The sequence below is a fragment of the Mycobacterium sp. NS-7484 genome (assembly GCF_001953975.1).
Lineage (GTDB): Bacteria > Actinomycetota > Actinomycetes > Mycobacteriales > Mycobacteriaceae > Mycobacterium.
In genome coordinates this window covers 28,463-47,732 of the sequence record NZ_MBEJ01000108.1, presented here as the reverse complement: position 1 = coordinate 47,732, position 19,270 = coordinate 28,463, and the positions used below count along the sequence as shown (strand labels likewise).

The following is a 19,270-nucleotide window of genomic DNA, read 5'->3' as shown; positions in this document are numbered from 1 at the left end:
GTCACTTGCAACGTCTGTGCAACCCTGCAAAAACACCTATAAACGAGACCTTTGCCGCTGGGCGCGGGCCAGGTTTGACCAGGCCGGAGCCGGGTAACCCAGCCAGCACGTCCGGCCACAGCGCGATCACGCGATCATGAGCCGCTGAAGCGAAGGATTGTTCGATGGAATCATCACCGGCCTCAGTGGACAGTTCACTGACCGTCAAACGCGACACCACCGCGAGCCGGCAGCAGGTGTGGAACGTCGTCGCCGACGGGTGGACCTACTCCCAGTGGGTGGTCGGCAACACCCGCATGCGTGCGGTCGACCTGAATTGGCCGGCGCCGGGCAGCCGCATTCACCACACCATCGGCGTGTGGCCCGTCGTCGTCAACGACGAGACCGAGGTCGAGTCCTGCACCCCGGGCCATGAACTGGTGTTACTGGCCAAAACGAGGCCCTTCGGTATGGCTCGGATCGTCTTGCGGCTCAGCGATACTGACACCGGCTGTCGAATCGAGATGGCCGAGGTGCCGGTCGGTGGACCGTTGAACTGGATCCCGCGAAAGCTGGCGTTGTTGGCCGTCTATCCCCGCAACCGGGAATGTACCGAGCGGCTGGCCTCGTTGGCCGAACGCCGGACCGAGCCGCAGTGAGCGGCGATCAGGCCGATGCGGTGGTGATCGGCGCCGGCCACAACGGGCTGGTGGCCGCGGCCATGCTGGCCGATGCCGGCTGGGATGTGGTGGTGCTGGAAGCTCAGTCGGTACCAGGCGGGGCGGTGAAGAGCGCCGAGCTGTTTCCGGGCTATATCAGCGATCTCTACAGTGCCTTCTACCCATTGTCGGTGGTGTCGCCGGCCCTGCAGGCCCTGCACCTGGAAGACCATGGGTTGCGCTGGACACACGCCCCGGCCGTGGTGGGACATCCGGGTTCGGCCGAGGACGACGACGTCGCGGTGATCTATCGCGACATCGACCGTACGGCCGCCGAATTGGAGCGCCGTCAGGCTGGGGACGGCCAGCGCTGGTGTGCGCTCTTCGAACAATGGGAGCGGGTGCGCACGGGCCTCACCGCGGCGTTGTTCGCGCCGTTTCCGCCGGCGCGGGGTGCGGTGGAGTTGTTGCGCAGGCTCGGTACCGCCGAGACGCTGCGGTTGGTCCATTCCCTGCTGCTGCCGGCCGACGTGCTGGCCGAGCAGCTGTTCGAGGGCGAGCAGGCTCGACTGTTGTTGCTGGGCAACGCCATGCACGCCGATGTGCCGATCGACGCTCCGGGCAGCGGGGTGATGGGATACCTGCTGCTGATGATGGCCCAGGACGGTGGCTGGCCGGTTCCGGTCGGCGGTGCGGGGCAGTTGGCGGCGGCGCTGGTGTCCCGGGCCCGCTCGGCCGGCGCACGCATCGAGTGCGTCCGTGAGGTCTGCGGCATCGAGGTGCGCGGGGGCCGGGCAGTCGCGGTACGCACCACCGACGGGGCCGTCGTACGGGTGCGTCGCGCGGTGATCGCCGACACCTCCGCGCCCCGGCTATACCACGATCTGCTGCCCGAGCATGCCGTCCCGGCATCGGTGATCGAGGGAATGCGCCGGTTCGTCTGGGACACACCGGTGTTGAAGGTCAACTATGCCCTTGACGGGCCCGTGCCGTGGCGGTCGAAGAGTCTGAACGAGGCGGGCACCGTGCATCTCGGAGCCGATCGTGACGGCTTGATCCGCTGGATGGCCGACCTGAATACCGCGACGCTTCCGGAGCGACCGTTCATGCTGTTCGGGCAGATGACCACCGCCGATCCGAGCCGTTCGCCGGTTGGTACCGAAAGCGCGTGGGCCTACACGCATCTGCCGCGCGGTATGGCAGATGACGCCTCGGCGGAGCAATTGGCCGACCGGGTGGGGCAGGTGCTGGAGGAACATGCCCCCGGCTTCCGCGACCGCGTCGTCGGGACGATGATGCAGCGTCCGTCCGACCTGGAGGCCGGCGATGCCAATCTGCACACCGGGGCGGTCAACGGCGGGACATCGCAATTGCATCAGCAATTGATCTTCCGGCCCGCACCCGGATTCGGCCGCGCCGAAACCCCAGTGGCCAACGTCTACCTGGGCAGCGCGGGGGCCACGCCGGGCGGCGGGGTGCACGGGATCTGCGGTCGTAATGCGGCCCGCGCCGCCCTGGCCGACGACGGCGTGCTCGGCTGGCCGCGACGCCGGCTGTCACGGGCCGCCCTGGCGCTCACCCTGGGCCGGCGCTGATTCTTATCGCGAGCAGACATAAACCCGCACGAAATCGGCTGAAAACACGCGGTTTTGCGTCTGCTCGCGGGAGAAAGGTCACTCCTGGAAGCGGTAACCCATCCCCGCCTCGGTGAGTAGATGCACCGGATGTGACGGGTCGTCCTCGAGCTTGCGACGCAGTTGCGCCAGATACACCCGCAGATAATGGGTTTCCTTGGCGTAGGCCGGGCCCCACACCTCGCGCAGCAGCTCCTCGCGGCCGACCAACTTGCCCCGGTTGCGCACCAGCATCTCCAACATGCCCCACTCGGTGGGGGTCAGGTGCACCTCGGTGTCGTTCTTGGTCACCTTCTTGGCGGCCAGATCGACGGTGAACGACGCGGTCTCGACCACCGGCTGATCGGTCTCGACTGCCGTCCCGCGCCGCACCGCGGCCCGTAACCGGGCCAGGAACTCGTCCATCCCAAAGGGTTTCGTGACATAGTCGTCGGCTCCGGCGTCGAGCGCCTCGACTTTGTCCGAGGAATCGGTGCGGGCCGACAACACGATCACCGGCGCCGACAGCCAACCGCGAAGCCCGGCGAGTACCTCGATGCCGGACATGTCGGGCAGGCCGAGATCGAGCACGATGACGTCGGGACGATGGTCAGCGGCCGCGCGCAGCCCCTGCCCACCGGTGGTGGCGGTGTCCACCTCATAGCCGCGGACCGACAGGTTGATCCGCAGTGCACGCAGGATCTGCGGCTCGTCGTCGATCACGAGAACTCGGGTCTTGGCGGTCATGCCGGTGCCGCCAGGTCGATCTCGACGGTCAGACCGCCGCCGGGGGTGTCGGTCGCCGAGATGGTGCCGCCCATGGCTTCGACGAAGCCGCGGGCCACCGAGAGCCCCAGTCCGACGCCGATGGTGGTGTTGTGGTCACCGAGCCGCTGGAACGGTGCAAACAGTTGTTCCTCGGCGCCGCGCGGCATTCCGGGCCCTTCGTCGATCACGGCGACCAGTATGCGGTCGGCCACCTGCCCGGCGCTGACCCGGATGGGGCCGTCGGGTGCATAGCGCAGGGCGTTGTCGATCAGGTTGGCCAGTACCCGCTCGAGCAGGCCCGCGTCGGCCATGGCGACCGCGTCGCCGACGTCGACTTTCACCCGGTCCAAGCCTTCACGGCTGAAACCGGTGGTGCCCTTGCTGATTCCCAGGAGTGCGCGTTGCACGGTCTCCTCCAGATAGACGCGACGCAGTTCGGGGCGCACCACCCCAGCTGCCAGCCGCGAGGAGTCGAGCAGGTTGCCGACGAGTGCGGTGAGCGCGTCGACGGATTCCTCGATGGTGGCCAGAAGTTCCGCGGTGTCCTCGGCCGAGAAATCGATCTCGTCGCTGCGCAGGCTGGAGGCGGCGGCCTTGGCTGCAGCCAGCGGCGTGCGCAGGTCGTGGCTGACCGCCGAGAGCAGCGAGCGACGCAGCTCGTCGGCCTGGGCGATCGCGGCGGCCTTGCCGGCCTCCTCGGTGAGCTCACGTTGTTTGACCAGCCCGGCAGCCTGTTTGGCGACGGCGCCGAGCACCCGCCGGTCACGGGCGGCCAGTTTGCGTCCGGCCAACAGCAGCCAGAACTCGTCGTCGCCGACTTCGATTGCGGTGTCGGCATTGCCGATCTCGGCACATGGTGCCCGGCCGACACACGCCACGATGCTGGCGGTGCCACCATGTTCGCGCAGCAGGCTGACGGCGCGTTGGGAATACGTTTCGCGTACCCGTTCCAACAGCGTGTCCAGATCCGCCCCGCGCAGCACCGACCCGGAGAACAAGGTCAGCAGTTCGGCTTCCTGTGCGGCGCGGCGGGCTTCGCGGGCCCGGCTCGCGGCGCCGTCGACCAGTGCCGCGACCGCCACCGCGATCATCAGCAGCACCACCACGGTGACCGCGCTGTCCGGTTCGGAGATGGTGAACGTGTGGCGGGGGTCGACCAGGAAGTAGTTCAGCAGCAGCCCGGACAGCAGTGCGGACAACCCGGCCGGCGCCACCCCGCCGAGCAGTGCCACGATCAGCACACCGATGAAGAACAAGGCACTCTCGCCGCTGACCCCGAGGTAGGGATCCAGCAGGGTCACGATCACCAGGCTGATCGCCGACGGAACCACCAGCGCCGCAAGCCATGCCACCAGGTGACGGCGGCGCGCGGTGGCCGACGACCAGTCGAACCCCCGACGAGCCTGATCGTGGGTCACCATGTGGACGTCGATCTTGCCGGATTGCTGAACCACCGCGGCGCCGATGCCTTCGTCGAAGATGCGGGCCCAGCGGGACCGTCTCGAGGTGCCGAGCACGAGCTGGGTGGCGTTGCGTTCGCGGGCGAACTCCATCAGCGCCGTGGGCACGTCGTCGCCGACCACGGTGTGCACGCTGGCGCCCAGACTGGTGGCCAGCGCCCGCACCTTGCCCATCTGTGGCGCGGAGACGCCGGACAACCCGTCGCCGCGGACGACGTGTACCACCATCAGCTCGGCGCTGGATTTCGACGCGATCCGAGATGCCCGGCGCACCAAGGTTTCCGACTCGGCACCGCCGGTGACGGCGACCACCACCCGTTCCCGCGCCTCCCACGTGTCGGTGATCTTGTTGTCGGCACGGTATTTGGCCAGCGCGGCGTCGACCTGATCGGCCAGCCACAGCAGCGCGAGTTCGCGCAGCGCGGTGAGGTTTCCGCGCCGGAAGTAGTTCGACAGGGCAGCGTCGATGCGTTCGGGCGCGTAGACGTTGCCGTGGGACAGCCTGCGGCGCAGCGCTTCCGGTGTGATGTCGACCAACTCGATCTGATCGGCCGCCCGCACCACCTCGTCGGGAACCTTCTCCTGCTGCTCGATGCCGGTGATCTGGGTGACCACGTCGTTGAGGCTCTCCAGGTGCTGGACGTTGACGGTGGAGACCACCGTGATACCGGCCGCGAGCAGTTCCTCGACGTCCTGCCAGCGCTTCGGGTTCTTGCTGCCCGGGGTGTTGGTGTGGGCGAGCTCGTCGACCAGCACCACCTGCGGGGCACGGGCCAGCACCGCGGCCACGTCGAGTTCGGGGAATCGGCCGCCCCGGTACTCGACATAACGCGGTGGGATCACCTCGATGCCGTCGAGAAGCTCGGCGGTCTTCTTCCGCCCGTGCGTCTCCACCACCGCGGCAACCACGTCGGTGCCGCGTTCGAGCCGGCGGTGCGCTTCACCGAGCATCGCGTACGTCTTGCCGACGCCGGGAGCGGCGCCCAGATAGATGCGCAGCTCGGCGCGTTTGGTGGGGCTCGACGCCGACGTACTCACAGGACCATCATCCTCGAACTACAACGCGTCGAGGGCGATGTTGAGTTCGAGCACGTTGACCCGCGGCTCACCGAAGAAGCCGAGCGTCCGCCCCTCGGTATGGTCGGCCACCAAGGCCCGCACGAGGTCGGGGTTGACGCCACGAGCCTGGGCGACCCGATTGACCTGCAGGTCCGCGTAGGCCACCGAGATGTGCGGGTCCAGTCCGCTGCCGCTGGCGGTGACCGCATCGGCCGGGACCGCGGGGTCCGCGGGGGCGCTGCCGCGGATCGGCACGATCAAGCCTTCGCTGTAGTCCTCGCCGGCCTGTGCGCATTCCACCCGCACGCCCTCATAGGTGTCCAGGAACGGGGTCGTGGTGGTGTCGCACGGCTCGTTGACGCTGACCACCTTGGTGGGGTGAATGACGTTGCCGCGGGCATCGCGCGGCCCGATCACCGACAGCACCGCGCCGACGCCGCCGCCGGTGCAGAAGGGACGGGCCCCGTCGACTCCGTCGAGTTCGCCGACGGCCAGGCTGCGCTGACACACCTGGGTCAGCAGGCTGGGCTTGTCGGGTGCGTCGACGACGCTCTCCGGGCCCAGGTTGCTCGCGCTGGTGGCCATGGGGTCGTAGCCGTCACCGGCGACCGACGGCCGGCTCTGGAAGTAGCGGGGCAGCGGGTTGCCGTCGGCGTCGGTGAACGATTGCCCGATCAGGCTGCTGCCGACCGGCTTTCCGTTCACCTCCACCAGTGAGCCGTCGGCCTTGTCGCTCAGGCCGGGCAGTTGTGCGACGAGCCAGATGAAGACGGGATAGCCGATGCCGAGGATCACGGTGAGCACCAGCAGCGCCCGCAGCGCCGCGGCGTGTTGGCGAACCAGGTTGGAGATATTCATGTCACATTCCCGGGAAGAGTTGGACGACGAGGTCGATCAGCTTGATGCCGATGAACGGCGCGATGATGCCGCCCAGGCCGTAGACGTAGAGGTTGCGGCTCAACAGCTTGGACGCGCTGCTGGGCGTGTAGCGAACACCCTTGAGTGCCAACGGAATCAACACCACGATGATGATCGCGTTGAAGATCACCGCGGACAGGATCGCCGACTGCGGGCTGTGCAGCCGCATGATGTTCAGCAGGTCCAGGCCGGGGAACAGTGCCACGAACAACGCCGGGATGATCGCGAAGTACTTCGCGATGTCGTTGGCGATCGAAAACGTGGTCAGCGCCCCGCGGGTGATCAGCAACTGTTTGCCGATCTCGACGATCTCGATCAGCTTGGTCGGGTCGGAGTCGAGATCGACCATGTTGCCGGCCTCTTTGGCCGCCGAGGTGCCGCTGTTCATCGCGACGCCGACGTCGGCCTGCGCCAGGGCGGGCGCGTCGTTGGTGCCGTCACCGGTCATCGCGACCAGCTTGCCGCCGGCCTGCTCCTTCTTGATCAGCGCCATCTTGTCTTCGGGCGTGGCCTCGGCGAGGAAGTCGTCGACACCGGCCTCGTCGGCAATGGCCTTGGCGGTCAACGGGTTATCACCGGTGATCATCACGGTGCGGATGCCCATCCGGCGCATCTCGTCGAAGCGTTCCCGCATGCCCTGCTTGACGACGTCCTTGAGGTGGATGACGCCGAGCACCTCGGCTTTGCCGTCGCGGACGTGGCCCACGGCCAGCGGCGTGCCACCCGCCGCGGAGATCCCGTCCACGATGTCGCCGAGCTCGGTTGGCACGCGACCGCCTTCGGAGCGGATCCATTCGGCGACCGCCCCGGTGGCACCCTTGCGCAGGCGATGGTTTCCGGACAGGTCGACACCCGACATCCGGGTGTTGGCGCTGAACTCGACCCAGTGCGCCTGATCGAGTTCGCCGGGCGTGCGGCCGCGTAATCCGTACTCCTGCTTGGCGAACACGACGATCGAGCGTCCCTCGGGGGTCTCGTCGGCCAGGCTGGACAGTTGGGCCGCATCGGCGAGCTGCTCCGGCGTCACACCCGTCAGCGGTACGAAGGCCGCGGCCTGACGGTTGCCGAGGGTGATCGTCCCGGTCTTGTCGAGCAGCAGTGTGTTGACGTCGCCGGCGGCCTCGACCGCGCGGCCGGACATCGCCAGCACGTTGCGCTGCACCAGCCGGTCCATGCCGGCGATGCCGATCGCGGAAAGCAGCGCCCCGATGGTGGTCGGGATCAAGCACACCAGCAGCGACACCATGACGATGCCCGAGATGCCGTTGGCGTTGAGCGCCAACGTGTCTGCGACGCCGGGGTTGTTGGCCTTGGAGAAGATGGCCAGCGGCTGCAGAGTCGCGACGGCGAAGACGAAGATGATCGTCAATGAGGACAGCAGGATGTTCAGCGCGATCTCGTTGGGGGTCTTCTGCCGGTTGGCGCCCTCGACGAGGTTGATCATCCGGTCGATGAAGCTCTCACCCGGCTTCTGGGTGATCTTGACGACGATCCGGTCGGACAGCACGGTGGTGCCGCCGGTGACGGCGCTCCGGTCGCCGCCGGACTCGCGGATGACGGGGGCCGATTCGCCGGTGATTGCCGACTCGTCCACCGAGGCAATGCCTTCCACGACATCACCGTCGCCGGGGATGACCTGGCCGGCCTCGACCACCACGACGTCGCCCTGTTGCAGCAGCGGTGCGGCGATCTCCTCCTCGACGCCGGAGTCGGTCAGCCGACGCGCCATCGTCGAGGTTTTCGTCTTGCGCAGGCTCTCGGCCTGGGCCTTGCCCCGGCCTTCGGCGACGGCCTCGGCGAGGTTGGCGAAGATGACCGTCAACCACAGCCAGATCACGATCAGCGCCGAGAACCACAACGGGTCGATGACAGCCAGGATTGTGCTCCAGACCGCGCCGATCTCGACGATGAACATCACCGGGTTACGCCAGAGCGTCCGCGGATCGAGCTTACGCAGCGCGTCGGGCATCGATTTCCACAGCATCTTCGGGTCGAGCAGGCCGCCCTTGATCCGCTTGGAACTGTTGGGTTTCGACTGAGCGGATGAGGGTGAGGCGAGGGTAGGTACTGACATTTCAGTGGATTCCTTCAGCCAGGGGGCCGAGCGCGAGCATCGGCAGGAAGGTGAGGGCGACCAGGATCAGCGTGACGCCGGCGACCATGCCGACGAACTGGGGTCGATGAGTGGGCAGCGTCCCGACGGATTCGGGGGTCTTGCCTTGGCGGGCCAGCGATCCGGCCAGGGCCAGCACCAGGATGATCGGCAGGAATCGGCCGAACACCATGGCCATGCCCAGAGCCGTGTTGTACCACTCGGTGTTGACGCTGAGCCCGGCGAACGCGGAGCCGTTGTTGTTGGCTGCCGACGTGAACGCGTACAGCACCTCGGACAGGCCGTGCGGCCCCGTGTTGAGCATGCCCGCGCGTTGCCCCGGCATTGCCATGGCCACCGCGGTGCCGGTCATCACGATCAGCGGGGTCACGAGGAAATACGTTGCCGCGAGCTTGATCTCGCGCGGGGTGATTTTCTTGCCGAGGTACTCCGGAGTACGGCCCACCATCAGGCCGGCCACGAACACCGTGATGATCGCCAGCACCAGCATGCCGTACAGGCCGGAGCCGACGCCGCCGGGAGCCACCTCACCGAGCTGCATGTTGAACATGGTGATCATGCCGCCGAGGCTGGTGTAGGAGTCGTGGAACGAGTCCACCGCGCCGGTCGACGTCAGCGTCGTCGCATCGGCGAACACCGCCGAGTTGGCGACACCGAACCGCTGCTCGACACCTTCCATCGCCGAGCCGACCGCGGTCGGGACGGTGCCGTGGGCCTGGAGCTGGAACAGCATCATGAGGCTGACGCTGGCCGTCGCGATCACCGACATCGCCGCCACGATGGCGTAACCCTGCTTTCGGCTGCCGACCATGCGGCCGAACGTCCGCGGCAGCGAGAACGGGATCATCAGGATGAGGAAGATCTCCACCCAGTTGGTCCAGGTGGCGGGGTTCTCGAACGGGTGCGACGAGTTGGCGTTGTAGAAGCCGCCGCCGTTGGTGCCGAGCAGCTTGATGACTTCCTGGCTGGCGACCGGGCCGCCCGGGATCGTCTGGGTGCCGCCGACGAGCGTGTTGACGACCTCGCTGTGTAGCGCAAAGTTCTGGATGGCGCCACCGCCGACCAGGATCAGCGCGCCGACGATCGAAATGGGCAGCAGGATACGGAGATTGCCGCGCACCAGGTCCACCCAGAAATTGCCCAGGTCGCCGGTGTTACGTCGGACCAGGCCACGGACGAAGGCCATGGCCACGGCCATGCCGACAGCGGCTGAGACGAAGTTCTGCACGGCCAGCCCGGCCATCTGCACCAGGTGACCCTGGGTGGATTCACCCGAGTAGGCCTGCCAGTTCGTGTTGGTGACGAAGCTGATGGCGGTGTTCCACGCCAAGGCCGGCGTCATCGGGGTGCCCGGATCATTCAGGTGCAACGGCAACCTGCCCTGTACCAGCTGCAAAGTAAACAGGAACAAGACGCTGACCGCGGAGAACGCCAGCACGCTGCGGGCATAGGCCCCCCAGGTCTGCTCGGCCTTCGGATCGGCACCGATCAGGCGGTAGATGAATCGCTCTACCCGCGAATGCTTTTCGGTGATGTAGACCCGGTACATGTAATCGCCGAGCGGTACGTGGATGGCTACCAGCGCCGCGATCAAAGCAAGAAGAAAGATGATTCCCGCGGTCGTGGTACTCACTAGAACCTTTCCGGGAAGAGCAGCGAGGCAAACAGGAACAGCGTGATCAGGACGACCAGGACGAGGCCGATGAGGTTGTCGTAGGTCACAGGCCCTCGACCAACTTCTGGACCAGGCCCAGCAGCGCGAAGACCGCCACCGTCAGCCCGACGAACACCACTACGGACATGGGTTCTCCCACACGTTTACAGCCGCCGACTCTCGGCGACTGCTCGAGAATCCGCCCGCTTGTGGTGACCGACCACGATCTTTATGTCTTCTTTACGCCCGGCCGTGCGTCCTTTACGAGATCTTTCGCTTTCTCCGGGGCGACTGGTGTTTTCGCTGTGATGGAGGTCATTTACGTGGGGGCAGGCATCAAGACCGCGCCAAGGTTCGGTCGGCGACCGTCAAGAGAACGCAAGGACACTGGCCCTTCGGTGCTTACGCAGTTGATCCTCGACAGAGCCGTTCGGCAACCCGCCGCGGCGCACTCAGAAAGGTCCGCTGACAGTGTCGATCAGTACCGAGTCCCCATTCACAACCTCCTGGCCGGAGTCGGCAGAGCGGCAGGCCATGCACCGCTGCGCTGCCTGCTGCCGCTGGCTGGATCCCGTCGAGTTGGTGCTGCCGGCCCAGGCGTTGCGAGATGTCAACGTGGCCAAGTGGGTGCGTGAACATGGATCCACCGTGGCAGTGCGCAGCAGTGATGATCTGGCGACGGCGATCGGGGTCGGCATCCATCCGATGCGGCTCGTGGTGCATGCCGACGGGTTCCGTGGTGACGAGCTGGTGTTCTGCAGCGCCAACCTGGGGGTGGGCCGCGTGGTGGCCGACAGCGTCGAGCAGATACGACTGCTGGCATCGTGCGCGGTGCGGCACCGCCGGCAACGGGTGATCCTGGGAACTGCCGCCGCCGACGCGGTGGCCGCGGCGATCACCGGGCCGCGGCTCGATCTGGTCGGCCTCTATCGCGAAATATCTTCTGGTGCAGACGTTGTCAGCGCATGCTCGGAGGCAGTCGGTGACCTGGTGGCCGCGATGTCCGAGATCCGCCGCCGGCACGACGTGGTGCTCACCCGGGTCCTGATCGGCGGCGGGCTCGACCTGGGGGCACGACCCGACGATCTGTCCGAGTTCGCGCAGGCGGTGGAGACGACGCTGGACGACGCGTGCGCGACGCTTGGCTTCCCACGACCCGTGGTGCTGGTGACGGCTGGGTAGGGCTCAGGTTCGCGGGACCAAGGACGCGACGAGCCGCGCCTTCTGGTCGGTGGCGGGGATGATCCGCGGACTGGTCAGCTGGTAGCGCCTGCCGCGGTGCACGACGCCGGCGCTGTTGTCGGCAGCCTGGACATTGCGGACCCAATCCGATTTCTCGCCATAGTTCAGCACTACCGAGATGGCCTTGGCGTCGACGAATGCCATGACCGGGGTTCGATAGGCCTTGCCCGATTTGCGGCCGGTGTGCTCGATGACGGCCATGTACGGCAGCCGTGATGCCCAGAGCCGCTGCAGTCGGTTGGTCACGTATTTGTTGAAGCGTGCGAGTCCCCGCATGTTCCGCGGTCCAAGTGTGGCCGCGATCCGTTCAGCCGCTACGGCAACAAAATTGGCGATACTGCTCCGCATATGCGACCCCCGACGCTGTCCACCACTTGGTCATATCCAACCACCGCGGCGGGCCCGCTCTCTGCACCTCTTTGGTGCACGGCTGTGGACTCGTGGGCTGGGCTCGCAATCGTCGGTGACCAGGCCGCCAGGTACGGTGCTACCGATCGCCCCCATAGCCCAATTGGCAGAGGCAGCGGACTTAAAATCCGCGTGTTCCGGGTTCGAGTCCCGGTGGGGGCACCATATCGGTGCTGGTGAGCGGTTTGTGACCCCTGCTGGGGGTGCCCGAAGTGTTCCATTTGTGTTCCAACTCGGCGTGAACACCCGTTCAGTCGGAGTCCGCTGCCTACTACGTCGAAACACGCTGCTACTGAGGTCGCGACAAGTCCGTTGTGGGAGGACTGTGAATACCTACAGTCCGCTGCCTCCGCCCGTGATACATCCTCACTCGCACCCTGCCAAAGTTGCCGTCGCCAGGCGTAGATGGACTTCGGCTTCTTGGAGGGCATCGGCTACACGGTAGACGCTGCCGATCATGTCATGATCAGCGCGTGTTTCCGGTTGAGATCTGGGGGAATGTCGCCGAGTGGGTAGGTGCGATCGGGACAAGTGGCGCCGCAATCACTGCTGTCGGCTACTACATGTTTCAACACCGCACCGAGAAGCGAAAGCAGGCGATGCTGGTCGCCGTTGAGGTCAGCGAGTCGCGCAAGCGGCGGCCAGGCGAAGAGGAAGGCCGCTGGCTGATGGAATTGGAGATCACGAATAACTCGGCTTCCACGATTCGAGAAGTGGACGCCGAACTTGTACGTAAATCGTTTTACGACACAATATTTCGTGGCGCAGGGACGGTGATTTACGAGCTACTGCCCGATGTCAAGCAGGACTGGGAGGACGCACAAGGCATCACGTACCTTCCCCTGACCGGTGGTCGCCAGACTATTGAGCCGGGCGGAAAGTTTGAGCAGGTGTTCGACCGCCATCGAATGACCAATATCTACCGACTCAGAGTGACATTCGTGGACACAAACTCATTCAGTTGGGCGATCGTCGTTGACAACGGCGGACAGGGCCAACGGCGAAACAAGCTGAAGGAGGTTAGGTACTACCGCGGCCTGTGGGAGCGCCGCCGGGAGAATCGGCGGACGCCGGAGCAGCTCATCGGTGGTTGGCGATCGAACTTGAAGTACGCGTGGTGGATGATTGGGCATCCGGCTAAGAAGAAGCGAGAGCAGCACTAATTGTGCGATTTCTGGTGTAGTCGTCCCGTTAGGTTAAGTGCTAGCTGCAGATAGCGTGTGAGTCAACAGGTTCACCGTGAATCGTCCTACATCGCTTCAACGAGTTAAACTATGGGCATCTACGACCCCGTAGTAGGGGATAGCGTCCAAACGCTCCTTCATTCCTTCGTGTAAGTACGAAGGAATGATGAAATAGAAGTGGTTCGGCCGACCACCCCGCACGTACTTTGAGTGTTCGTTGAATAGGTACAGTCGGTGCTTTACGTATTTGTTGTTGATTCGTCAAGCTTGAAGAGCATCTTCACTTCTGAGGCGATTACATACCCATCGAAGTAAGCGCGGCCAGTGAACCGTTCGAGAATGTTCTTCGCAGTGTAGGTCTGATCGATAACTCTCGTAACTTAGCAACCATTATCGCACAAACATTCGAGAAAATATAGATGGGCTGACATCACAGCTCGCGTCCCAGCACATGTCAGGCCATATGGCTACGCTCGGCGAATGATCCATAAGCACCACGAGTGGCTTGCAGACGTGAACGAGTCCATCGTTAGGGATTACGAGCGCGAGCAAGAGATGGCCCGCACGTCGGGGCGCACGCAGGAGACCGGGCACGTTGTCGAGTCACTTTGGGACGGCGTGCTTACGGAGTGGCTGCCACCGCAGTACGAGGTCGACAAGCGGAAGTACATCTTGCTCGAAAACGAAGACGGTACGGCGCTCCCGAAGGAAACAGACATCCTCGTTTATCACCCCCACTATCCGGAGAAGCTACGCAAGAAAAACTACATTCTTGCGTCCGGCATAGCTGCCGCTTTCAGTGTGAGGCGAACGGTCGGAAGGAAAGACATCGAGGAGGCGTACAAAGAAGGAATAGCCCTCCGGCGCGGCATGAAGTTACGTGAAGCGACTCTCCATGCATGCTTGATCCCGCCGGTCTTCTTTGGGCTGCTCAGCGAATCGCATGACTGGAAGGCCCCCGGCAGCACTCCGAAAGAGAACGTCAAAGCAATTACCAATGAATTTGATCGGGATCTTGTCAAGTCGCCCCGTGAAGGGCTCGACCTATTATGTGTCGCAGATTTGGCAACTTGGAGCCGAACAACCGCGGTATTGCCTGAAAAATTTATGAGGGGATCCGTTTGGTCGGAAGAATTCCGGTTAGCGTTCAGTGGCAGTGCTGAAGCCCAATCTCTTGTCATGTCGGGCATGAAGCATGACTACGAACAAACGAACTTGTCACCTCTGACTAATTTTATCGGTTCACTATGGAATATGTTGGCGCTTAATGATTCCTCTCTGAAGCCGCTCGCAGCCGGTCTTCGCATCACGAAGACCGTAGAGACCACTGGCGGCCTCAATATGGGGTCGGGGCCATACAAACTGGCCGACGTGGCTACGCCGAAGATCGCTCTTGGATACCGGAATCACGAACCATGGTCGTACTAAAGCTCGTCTAAAGTGTTCCCTCTCGGGTCGAGACTGTGACCTCTGTTGTTGAAAGCTGTTGTGGTACAACGACTGCACATCACCTCTGTTGACTGCGCTTACTTAAAATCCGCCAAGTGTCGGTTCGAGTCCGACTGGGGGCACCGATGTTCTTGCAGTTAGACGAAGTATTCACACCGAACACGCGATCGGTTGTTGGGCCTTGAAAGGCTCCATCAATACCTAGACTCCCAGAATGCGTGTGCCTCGTCGAATCGCAGAGTTCAACAAGCGGGTCACCAATCCGGCGGCTCGCACGATCACACCGTGGCTTCCGAACCTCGGGACGCTCGAGCACGTCGGGCGGAAGTCGGGTAAGCGATATCGAACGCCCCTCCTGGCATTCAAGACCCATGATGGCTACGCCATCCTCGTCGGTTACGGCCTGCAGTCGGACTGGTTGAAGAACCTGCTGGCCGGCGGACCCACGATGCTGCGCAAGCGTGGACGGGCTGTCGCGCTCGGCAACCCGCGGGTGGTGAGCAAGGCCGAGGCCGCGACCCTCGTCATACCGCGTTCTCGCCTGCTCTACCGGGCGTTTCCTTACCCAACGAGGCGGCCGTGTTGCTGACGAATGTGGGCTCGACGGTGCGGTAAGCGGTGACGAAGGAGTCGCACCTATCGGGGAACGGTCCGCACGGTCCTACGATCGATCGGTATGACGAGCAAGCTTGCTTTGATCTTGACGTTTGCGGCATTGGCCGTTGCCGCTCCGATGGTCACCTCCGCTCCCGCCACCGCGGCGCCGTGTCCTGACGTGGAGGTGGTGTTCGCGCGCGGCACCAACGAGCCGCCCGGATTGGGCAGTGTCGGCGGCCCGTTCGTCGACGATCTGCGGGCTCGGGTGGCGCCGCGCACCGTCGACGCCGCGGCGGTCGACTATCCGGCCACCAACGACTTCAACGTCAGCACTCCGGCCGGCACTGACGCCGCACGGTCCCTCATCGAGTCCGTCGCGGCTAGCTGTCCGAACACGAAACTGGTGCTCGGTGGCTACTCACAGGGCGCGGCGGTCATCGAAAAGGCCACCAACGAGGCGTCTCCTCAGGTCGCTGACCATGTGGCGGCCACCGCGCTGTTCGGTACACCGCTCACCAGCTTCTCGGGTCTTCTGGCCGCCGGGCAGACGCTGCCTGTGCTGGCACCGCAGTACACGGCCAACTCCATCGCCCAGTGCAACCAAGGCGACCCGATCTGTTGGGAAGGCGGCTGGGACATGGGCGCGCACGTCTCCTATGTGCAGTCCGGAAAGGTCGCGCAGGCAGCTGATTTCGTTGCCGGCAAGCTTTAGTCTGCTCGCCCCCACACAAGCCCGGTATGGCGACGTAGTGTTCAGACATGACTGAGGCACTGCCCAAGACGGCTCTGGAACTGCGGTCATTGGTGACCGAGGACGGCACGCTGGAGCTGTCACTGCATGAGGTGGCAGTGCCGACACCGAGCGCCGATGAAGTGGTGGTTCGGGTCGAAGCCGCGCCGATCAACCCGTCGGATTTGGGTCTGCTGATTCCCAGCTCCGCCGACATGTCGGCGGCTACGGTCACGGGCACACCGGATCGGCCCGTCGTCACCGCACCGCTGCGCGACGGGGCGCTGGCCGGGCTGGCGGCCCGCGTCGGCATCTCGCTGCCGGTGGGCAACGAAGGCGCGGGCACGGTGGTGGCGGCGGGGGAGTCGCCGCAGGCGCAGGCGCTCCTCGGCAACACAGTGGGAATCGCCGGCGGCGCGATGTACGCGCAGTACCGGGTGGTCAAGGCCGAGGCATGTCTGGTGCTGCCCGAGGGCGCGACGGCCAAGGACGGCGCCTCGTCGTTCGTCAACCCGCTCACGGCGCTGGGCATGCTGGAAACCATGCGCCGCGAAGGACATTCGGCTCTGGTGCACACTGCCGCGGCATCGAACCTCGGTCAGATGCTCGTCAAAGCCTGCTTGGCCGACGGGGTGCCATTGGTCAACATCGTCCGCAAGCCGGAGCAGGAAGGGATCCTGCGCGGTCTGGGCGCCACATATGTCTGCAACTCGTCGTCACCGTCGTTCGAGAAGGATCTCGTCGAGGCGCTGAAAGCGACGTCGGCGACGCTGGCGTTCGACGCCACCGGTGGCGGCACGTTAGCCGGTCAGATCCTCAACGGCATGGAGCGGGCCGCCAACGCGACCGCCGCGCAGTACTCCCGCTACGGGTCGAGCGTCCACAAACAGGTGTACATCTACGGCAGCCTCGATACGAGCCCGACTGTGCTGACCCGAAACTTCGGGATGGCCTGGGGTGTGGGCGGCTGGCTGCTGACCCCGTTTCTGGCCGGCGCCGGCCCGGAGACCATCGCCCGGCTGCGGGCCCGGGTCGGTGCGGAACTCACCACGACGTTCGCGAGCACCTACACCCAAGAGGTCTCATTGGCCGGCATGCTCGAACCGGAGGCCTTCCACAGTTATCTGCAGAAGGCCACCGGGGAGAAGTACCTGGTCACACCACAGGCCTAAGCGCACTCACCGGTCGGTGATGTCGGCATACTCCGGATGGGCATCGATGTACTCGGCCACCGCCCAGCACGTCGGCACGATCCGCAGGCCCGCGGAGCGCGTCGAACGCAACGCTTCGGCGATCAGTATCGTGGCCAGGCCACGGCCGCGGTACTGCGGATTGACCTCGGTGTGCGGAAAGATGCGGCGGCCGTCGCGATCGTGGAAATCGGCGAGTCCCACCGTTTTGCCCTCGACCTCGATGGTGAACCGGTCGGCGTGTTCGGTCACGGCGGTCGCGGCACCGGTGCGGTCGAGGTGCGTCTCGGAACTCATGTGGGCCTCCATTCGCCTTACTCCACGATAACCACGGCCCTCGAAACCGGCTCATTCCCATGGAGATACACCTGCCTACACTGCGGACATGACAGGCCGTCGTCTCGCATTCGCCGGGCTGATGTTCGGCGCCCTGGCGCTGGTCGCCGGGGGTCTGCAGGTGTGGGCGTTCGTCGCCGCCGACGGCGTCCGGCACCTGGTGGTGGCGGTGTTCGCGTTGAGTGTCGGGGTGTCGGTGGTGGTGGCGGCGGTGCGCTCGCTGCGCGGCAAATCGGGCGAAGAATCCTAATAGATGGACATACCGGTATCGCGGTATTCGCTGACGCGTCCTTGTCCCCGGTGTTACGTTCGGGAAATGAACCCAAAGCTGATCAAACGCACAGGTGTGCTCGCTGCAGCTTTCGCCATCGCCGGCGCGGCTGCCGTTGCATGCTCTGAAGAAGCCAAGGACCAAACCAGGGACGCCTTGTCGAGTGCGACGAGTGCCGCCTCCTCGGCGGTCGACGCCGGCACGAGTGCGGTGAAATCCGGGGCCAGCTCGGCCTCGACCGCGGTCTCCTCCGCCGTCGAAGGCGCACCCACCACGATCAACGCTCCCGGTGTCGGTGAGGTGACGCTCGACGCTCCGGTCGCCAAGGCCTATTCCGAAGCCGGCGGTGAGGCCACGTTGGGTGCCCCGACGGCGCAACCGGAGAAGGTCGGAGACGGCACGGTGCAGGCCTTCGCCAACGGCACCATCTTCTCCTCACCCTCCACGGGTGCCCACGTGGTGCAGGGTGAGATCTTGCGGGTGTACAACGAAAATGGCGGCCCCGCAGGAAAGTTGGGTTTCCCCACGGAAGATGAGGACGAGACGGGCGGCGGTCCGGATGCCACCAACGGTGGCTGGGTCACCGAGTTCCAGCACGGCAGCATCAGCTGGCTGAACAAGGGCGGCGGCATGTTCGCCGAGACCGTCACTCCGAAGTAGCGGCCACGCCTCCGCAGACCCAACCCTCGGGAAGGGCGGCGGCGCTGAACAACTCGGCCAGTTCGTCGAGGTCACCCTGTGGCAGGGTGCCGTCGGCCTGAGGGTAGAGGATCCGCTCTTCCTTCATGTTGTGAGAGTTGAGCTGTTCCAACAGGTCTCGGCACACCTGCGCGGCGGTGTCGGCGTCTTTGTCGTCGACAACCAGCCGCTCGAGCTTGTCGAGAAGGGGCCACATCAATCCGTGTTCGTGCACCATCACCATCACCGGACCGAACAGACCGGCTGCGCGTAGCGGCGGAAACAGGTACTCCTCTTCGATGTAGATGTGACGCCGGAGCAGCGCGATGGCATCCAGCAGGCCGGTGCGCTGCTCGGAGGTCACCGTCGCCGCGTCGGAGCGAAGGAAGGCGAGAATGCCCTCGTCGATCGTGCGGTGTTCGCCTTCGAGGGTGGCGCTCACAGTCATTCGAGTTCGGCTTCCACGCTGATCTTGGCCCCGGCGAACAACCGGGACACCGGGCACAGTGCAGCGGCCTCATCGACGATTCGCTGGAAACCGTCGCCGTCGACGCCGTCGACCTGCGCTTTGACCGTCAAAGCGGAGGTGACGATGGTGGGCAGGCCGTCGACCTCGTCCAGGGTTACGGTGGCCTGCACGTCGAGCCGTTGTGGAGTCAGCTGGTGCTCGCCGAGCTTCAGTGCGAGCGCCATCGAAAAGCACGACGAGTGCGCGGCCGCAGCCAGTTCCTCCGGGCTGGTTTTGCCGCCGGGTGCCTCGGTGCGGGCTGCCCAGGTGACGTCGAGCCCGGTCAAAGCCCCGCTGCCGGAGGTCAGTTGCCCCGTCCCTGACGCGAGCGGTCCTTGCCAGACAGTGCTGGTGCTGCGTTCGGCGATGCTCATTACCCACCCTCCGCGTTTTTACAATATGGACTTGTAGAAAAACTACGCCGAACTCCGGAGTATGGCCAGGGGCAAGGACG

The 19,270-nt window shown here is 64.9% G+C and carries 20 protein-coding genes, 1 tRNA gene and 1 pseudogene; 11 read left to right on the top strand and 11 right to left on the bottom strand.

The window, feature by feature from the left end; genetic code table 11:
* The first annotated feature begins 164 nt into the window (after positions 1 to 164).
* Together A5733_RS20270 and A5733_RS20265 are read left to right on the top strand one after the other, a co-directional pair.
* Entirely contained in the window at positions 165 to 638 is a 474-nt protein-coding gene (locus A5733_RS20270; protein ID WP_076241427.1) for an SRPBCC family protein, read from the top strand.
* The gene (locus tag A5733_RS20265) at positions 635 to 2,233 is read left to right on the top strand and encodes an NAD(P)/FAD-dependent oxidoreductase (RefSeq protein WP_076241426.1); all 1,599 of its coding nucleotides are present in this window, start codon (positions 635 to 637) and stop codon (positions 2,231 to 2,233) included. The genes A5733_RS20270 and A5733_RS20265 overlap by 4 nt, the downstream gene beginning before the upstream one ends.
* Positions 2,234 to 2,311: 78 nt before the next feature.
* Here A5733_RS20265 and A5733_RS20260 read toward each other — a convergent pair whose 3' ends face one another.
* From A5733_RS20260 to A5733_RS27225, 7 genes are read right to left on the bottom strand one after another with little or no spacing between them, the layout of a single operon-like run.
* Entirely contained in the window at positions 2,312 to 2,998 is a 687-nt protein-coding gene (locus tag A5733_RS20260; RefSeq protein WP_067763925.1) for a response regulator, read from the bottom strand.
* Positions 2,995 to 5,517 carry a sensor histidine kinase KdpD gene (locus A5733_RS20255; protein WP_076241425.1) on the bottom strand — a complete coding sequence of 841 codons (2,523 nt, stop codon included), beginning with the start codon at positions 5,515 to 5,517 and terminating at the stop codon, positions 2,995 to 2,997. The genes A5733_RS20260 and A5733_RS20255 overlap by 4 nt, the downstream gene beginning before the upstream one ends.
* 18 nt (positions 5,518 to 5,535) lie before the next feature.
* A complete protein-coding gene (locus A5733_RS20250; protein ID WP_067763919.1) occupies positions 5,536 to 6,396 on the bottom strand; it encodes a potassium-transporting ATPase subunit C in 861 nt (286 codons plus the stop codon).
* Position 6,397: 1 nt separating this feature from the next.
* A complete protein-coding gene (gene kdpB / locus A5733_RS20245; RefSeq protein WP_076241424.1) occupies positions 6,398 to 8,530 on the bottom strand; it encodes a potassium-transporting ATPase subunit KdpB in 2,133 nt (710 codons plus the stop codon).
* Between the two features lies 1 nt (position 8,531).
* Positions 8,532 to 10,202, bottom strand: a complete 1,671-nt coding sequence (gene kdpA / locus A5733_RS20240) for a potassium-transporting ATPase subunit KdpA (RefSeq protein ID WP_076241423.1) — start codon at positions 10,200 to 10,202, stop codon at positions 8,532 to 8,534.
* The gene (locus tag A5733_RS27230; RefSeq protein WP_142254109.1) at positions 10,202 to 10,291 is read right to left on the bottom strand and encodes a potassium-transporting ATPase subunit F; all 90 of its coding nucleotides are present in this window, start codon (positions 10,289 to 10,291) and stop codon (positions 10,202 to 10,204) included. Before A5733_RS27230 ends, kdpA begins: the two co-directional genes overlap by 1 nt.
* Entirely contained in the window at positions 10,288 to 10,383 is a 96-nt protein-coding gene (locus tag A5733_RS27225) for a potassium-transporting ATPase (protein WP_233152743.1), read from the bottom strand. The genes A5733_RS27230 and A5733_RS27225 overlap by 4 nt, the downstream gene beginning before the upstream one ends.
* Before the next feature lie 311 nt (positions 10,384 to 10,694).
* On the opposite strand from A5733_RS27225, the gene A5733_RS20230 reads away from it, so the two are divergent.
* The gene (locus A5733_RS20230; RefSeq protein ID WP_083666336.1) at positions 10,695 to 11,405 is read left to right on the top strand and encodes a hypothetical protein; all 711 of its coding nucleotides are present in this window, start codon (positions 10,695 to 10,697) and stop codon (positions 11,403 to 11,405) included.
* Between the two features lie 3 nt (positions 11,406 to 11,408).
* On the opposite strand, the gene A5733_RS20225 is transcribed toward A5733_RS20230, so the two are convergent.
* Positions 11,409 to 11,741, bottom strand: coding sequence for a nitroreductase family deazaflavin-dependent oxidoreductase (locus A5733_RS20225; RefSeq protein WP_076241422.1), 333 nt, complete (start codon positions 11,739 to 11,741; stop codon positions 11,409 to 11,411).
* A 220-nt stretch (positions 11,742 to 11,961) separates the two neighbouring features.
* On the opposite strand from A5733_RS20225, the gene A5733_RS20220 reads away from it, so the two are divergent.
* From A5733_RS20220 to A5733_RS20195, 6 genes and pseudogenes are all read left to right on the top strand, one after another.
* Positions 11,962 to 12,038, top strand: a tRNA-Leu gene (locus tag A5733_RS20220).
* Positions 12,039 to 12,346: 308 nt separating this feature from the next.
* Complete coding sequence (locus A5733_RS20215; protein ID WP_076241421.1) at positions 12,347 to 13,036, top strand: hypothetical protein; 690 nt, start codon at positions 12,347 to 12,349, stop codon at positions 13,034 to 13,036.
* A gap of 501 nt (positions 13,037 to 13,537) precedes the next feature.
* Positions 13,538 to 14,485, top strand: a complete 948-nt coding sequence (locus tag A5733_RS20210) for a DUF6602 domain-containing protein (RefSeq protein WP_076241420.1) — start codon at positions 13,538 to 13,540, stop codon at positions 14,483 to 14,485.
* A 235-nt stretch (positions 14,486 to 14,720) separates the two neighbouring features.
* A pseudogene (locus tag A5733_RS20205) lies at positions 14,721 to 15,121 on the top strand (nitroreductase family deazaflavin-dependent oxidoreductase).
* Between the two features lie 61 nt (positions 15,122 to 15,182).
* Positions 15,183 to 15,815 carry a cutinase family protein gene (locus tag A5733_RS20200; protein ID WP_076241419.1) on the top strand — a complete coding sequence of 211 codons (633 nt, stop codon included), beginning with the start codon at positions 15,183 to 15,185 and terminating at the stop codon, positions 15,813 to 15,815.
* Positions 15,816 to 15,862: 47 nt separating this feature from the next.
* The gene (locus tag A5733_RS20195) at positions 15,863 to 17,005 is read left to right on the top strand and encodes a zinc-binding dehydrogenase (protein ID WP_076241418.1); all 1,143 of its coding nucleotides are present in this window, start codon (positions 15,863 to 15,865) and stop codon (positions 17,003 to 17,005) included.
* 6 nt (positions 17,006 to 17,011) lie between these two features.
* On the opposite strand, the gene A5733_RS20190 is transcribed toward A5733_RS20195, so the two are convergent.
* A complete protein-coding gene (locus tag A5733_RS20190) occupies positions 17,012 to 17,320 on the bottom strand; it encodes a GNAT family N-acetyltransferase (protein WP_076241451.1) in 309 nt (102 codons plus the stop codon).
* 88 nt (positions 17,321 to 17,408) lie between these two features.
* Here A5733_RS20190 and A5733_RS20185 point away from each other — a divergent pair, with 88 nt between their 5' ends.
* Both A5733_RS20185 and A5733_RS20180 read left to right on the top strand, forming a co-directional pair.
* Positions 17,409 to 17,609: a hypothetical protein gene (locus A5733_RS20185; RefSeq protein WP_076241417.1), complete on the top strand. Its 201-nt coding sequence runs from the start codon at positions 17,409 to 17,411 to the stop codon at positions 17,607 to 17,609.
* 66 nt (positions 17,610 to 17,675) lie between these two features.
* Positions 17,676 to 18,290, top strand: coding sequence for an LGFP repeat-containing protein (locus A5733_RS20180; RefSeq protein ID WP_076241416.1), 615 nt, complete (start codon positions 17,676 to 17,678; stop codon positions 18,288 to 18,290).
* On the opposite strand, the gene A5733_RS20175 is transcribed toward A5733_RS20180, so the two are convergent.
* Both A5733_RS20175 and A5733_RS20170 read right to left on the bottom strand, forming a co-directional pair.
* Positions 18,277 to 18,756, bottom strand: coding sequence for a hemerythrin domain-containing protein (locus A5733_RS20175; RefSeq protein WP_076241415.1), 480 nt, complete (start codon positions 18,754 to 18,756; stop codon positions 18,277 to 18,279). The two genes, A5733_RS20180 and A5733_RS20175, sit on opposite strands and share 14 nt — an antisense overlap.
* A complete protein-coding gene (locus A5733_RS20170; protein ID WP_076241414.1) occupies positions 18,753 to 19,190 on the bottom strand; it encodes an OsmC family peroxiredoxin in 438 nt (145 codons plus the stop codon). The genes A5733_RS20175 and A5733_RS20170 overlap by 4 nt, the downstream gene beginning before the upstream one ends.
* Positions 19,191 to 19,270 lie beyond the last annotated feature (80 nt).

What these genes read in the sequence shown, in the direction of transcription:
- A5733_RS20185 (WP_076241417.1), top strand. Translation starts at nt 17,409, where the DNA reads ATGACAGGCCGTCGTCTCGCATTCGCCGGGCTGATGTTCGGCGCCCTG.
- A5733_RS20270 (WP_076241427.1), top strand. Translation starts at nt 165, where the DNA reads ATGGAATCATCACCGGCCTCAGTGGACAGTTCACTGACCGTCAAACGC.
- A5733_RS20250 (WP_067763919.1), bottom strand. Translation starts at nt 6,396, where the DNA reads ATGAATATCTCCAACCTGGTTCGCCAACACGCCGCGGCGCTGCGGGCG.
- A5733_RS20210 (WP_076241420.1), top strand. Translation starts at nt 13,538, where the DNA reads ATGATCCATAAGCACCACGAGTGGCTTGCAGACGTGAACGAGTCCATC.
- kdpB (WP_076241424.1), bottom strand. Translation starts at nt 8,530, where the DNA reads ATGTCAGTACCTACCCTCGCCTCACCCTCATCCGCTCAGTCGAAACCC.
- A5733_RS20200 (WP_076241419.1), top strand. Translation starts at nt 15,183, where the DNA reads ATGACGAGCAAGCTTGCTTTGATCTTGACGTTTGCGGCATTGGCCGTT.
- A5733_RS20175 (WP_076241415.1), bottom strand. Translation starts at nt 18,756, where the DNA reads ATGACTGTGAGCGCCACCCTCGAAGGCGAACACCGCACGATCGACGAG.
- A5733_RS20190 (WP_076241451.1), bottom strand. Translation starts at nt 17,320, where the DNA reads ATGAGTTCCGAGACGCACCTCGACCGCACCGGTGCCGCGACCGCCGTG.
- A5733_RS20195 (WP_076241418.1), top strand. Translation starts at nt 15,863, where the DNA reads ATGACTGAGGCACTGCCCAAGACGGCTCTGGAACTGCGGTCATTGGTG.
- A5733_RS20180 (WP_076241416.1), top strand. Translation starts at nt 17,676, where the DNA reads ATGAACCCAAAGCTGATCAAACGCACAGGTGTGCTCGCTGCAGCTTTC.
- A5733_RS20225 (WP_076241422.1), bottom strand. Translation starts at nt 11,741, where the DNA reads ATGCGGGGACTCGCACGCTTCAACAAATACGTGACCAACCGACTGCAG.
- A5733_RS20170 (WP_076241414.1), bottom strand. Translation starts at nt 19,190, where the DNA reads ATGAGCATCGCCGAACGCAGCACCAGCACTGTCTGGCAAGGACCGCTC.
- A5733_RS20260 (WP_067763925.1), bottom strand. Translation starts at nt 2,998, where the DNA reads ATGACCGCCAAGACCCGAGTTCTCGTGATCGACGACGAGCCGCAGATC.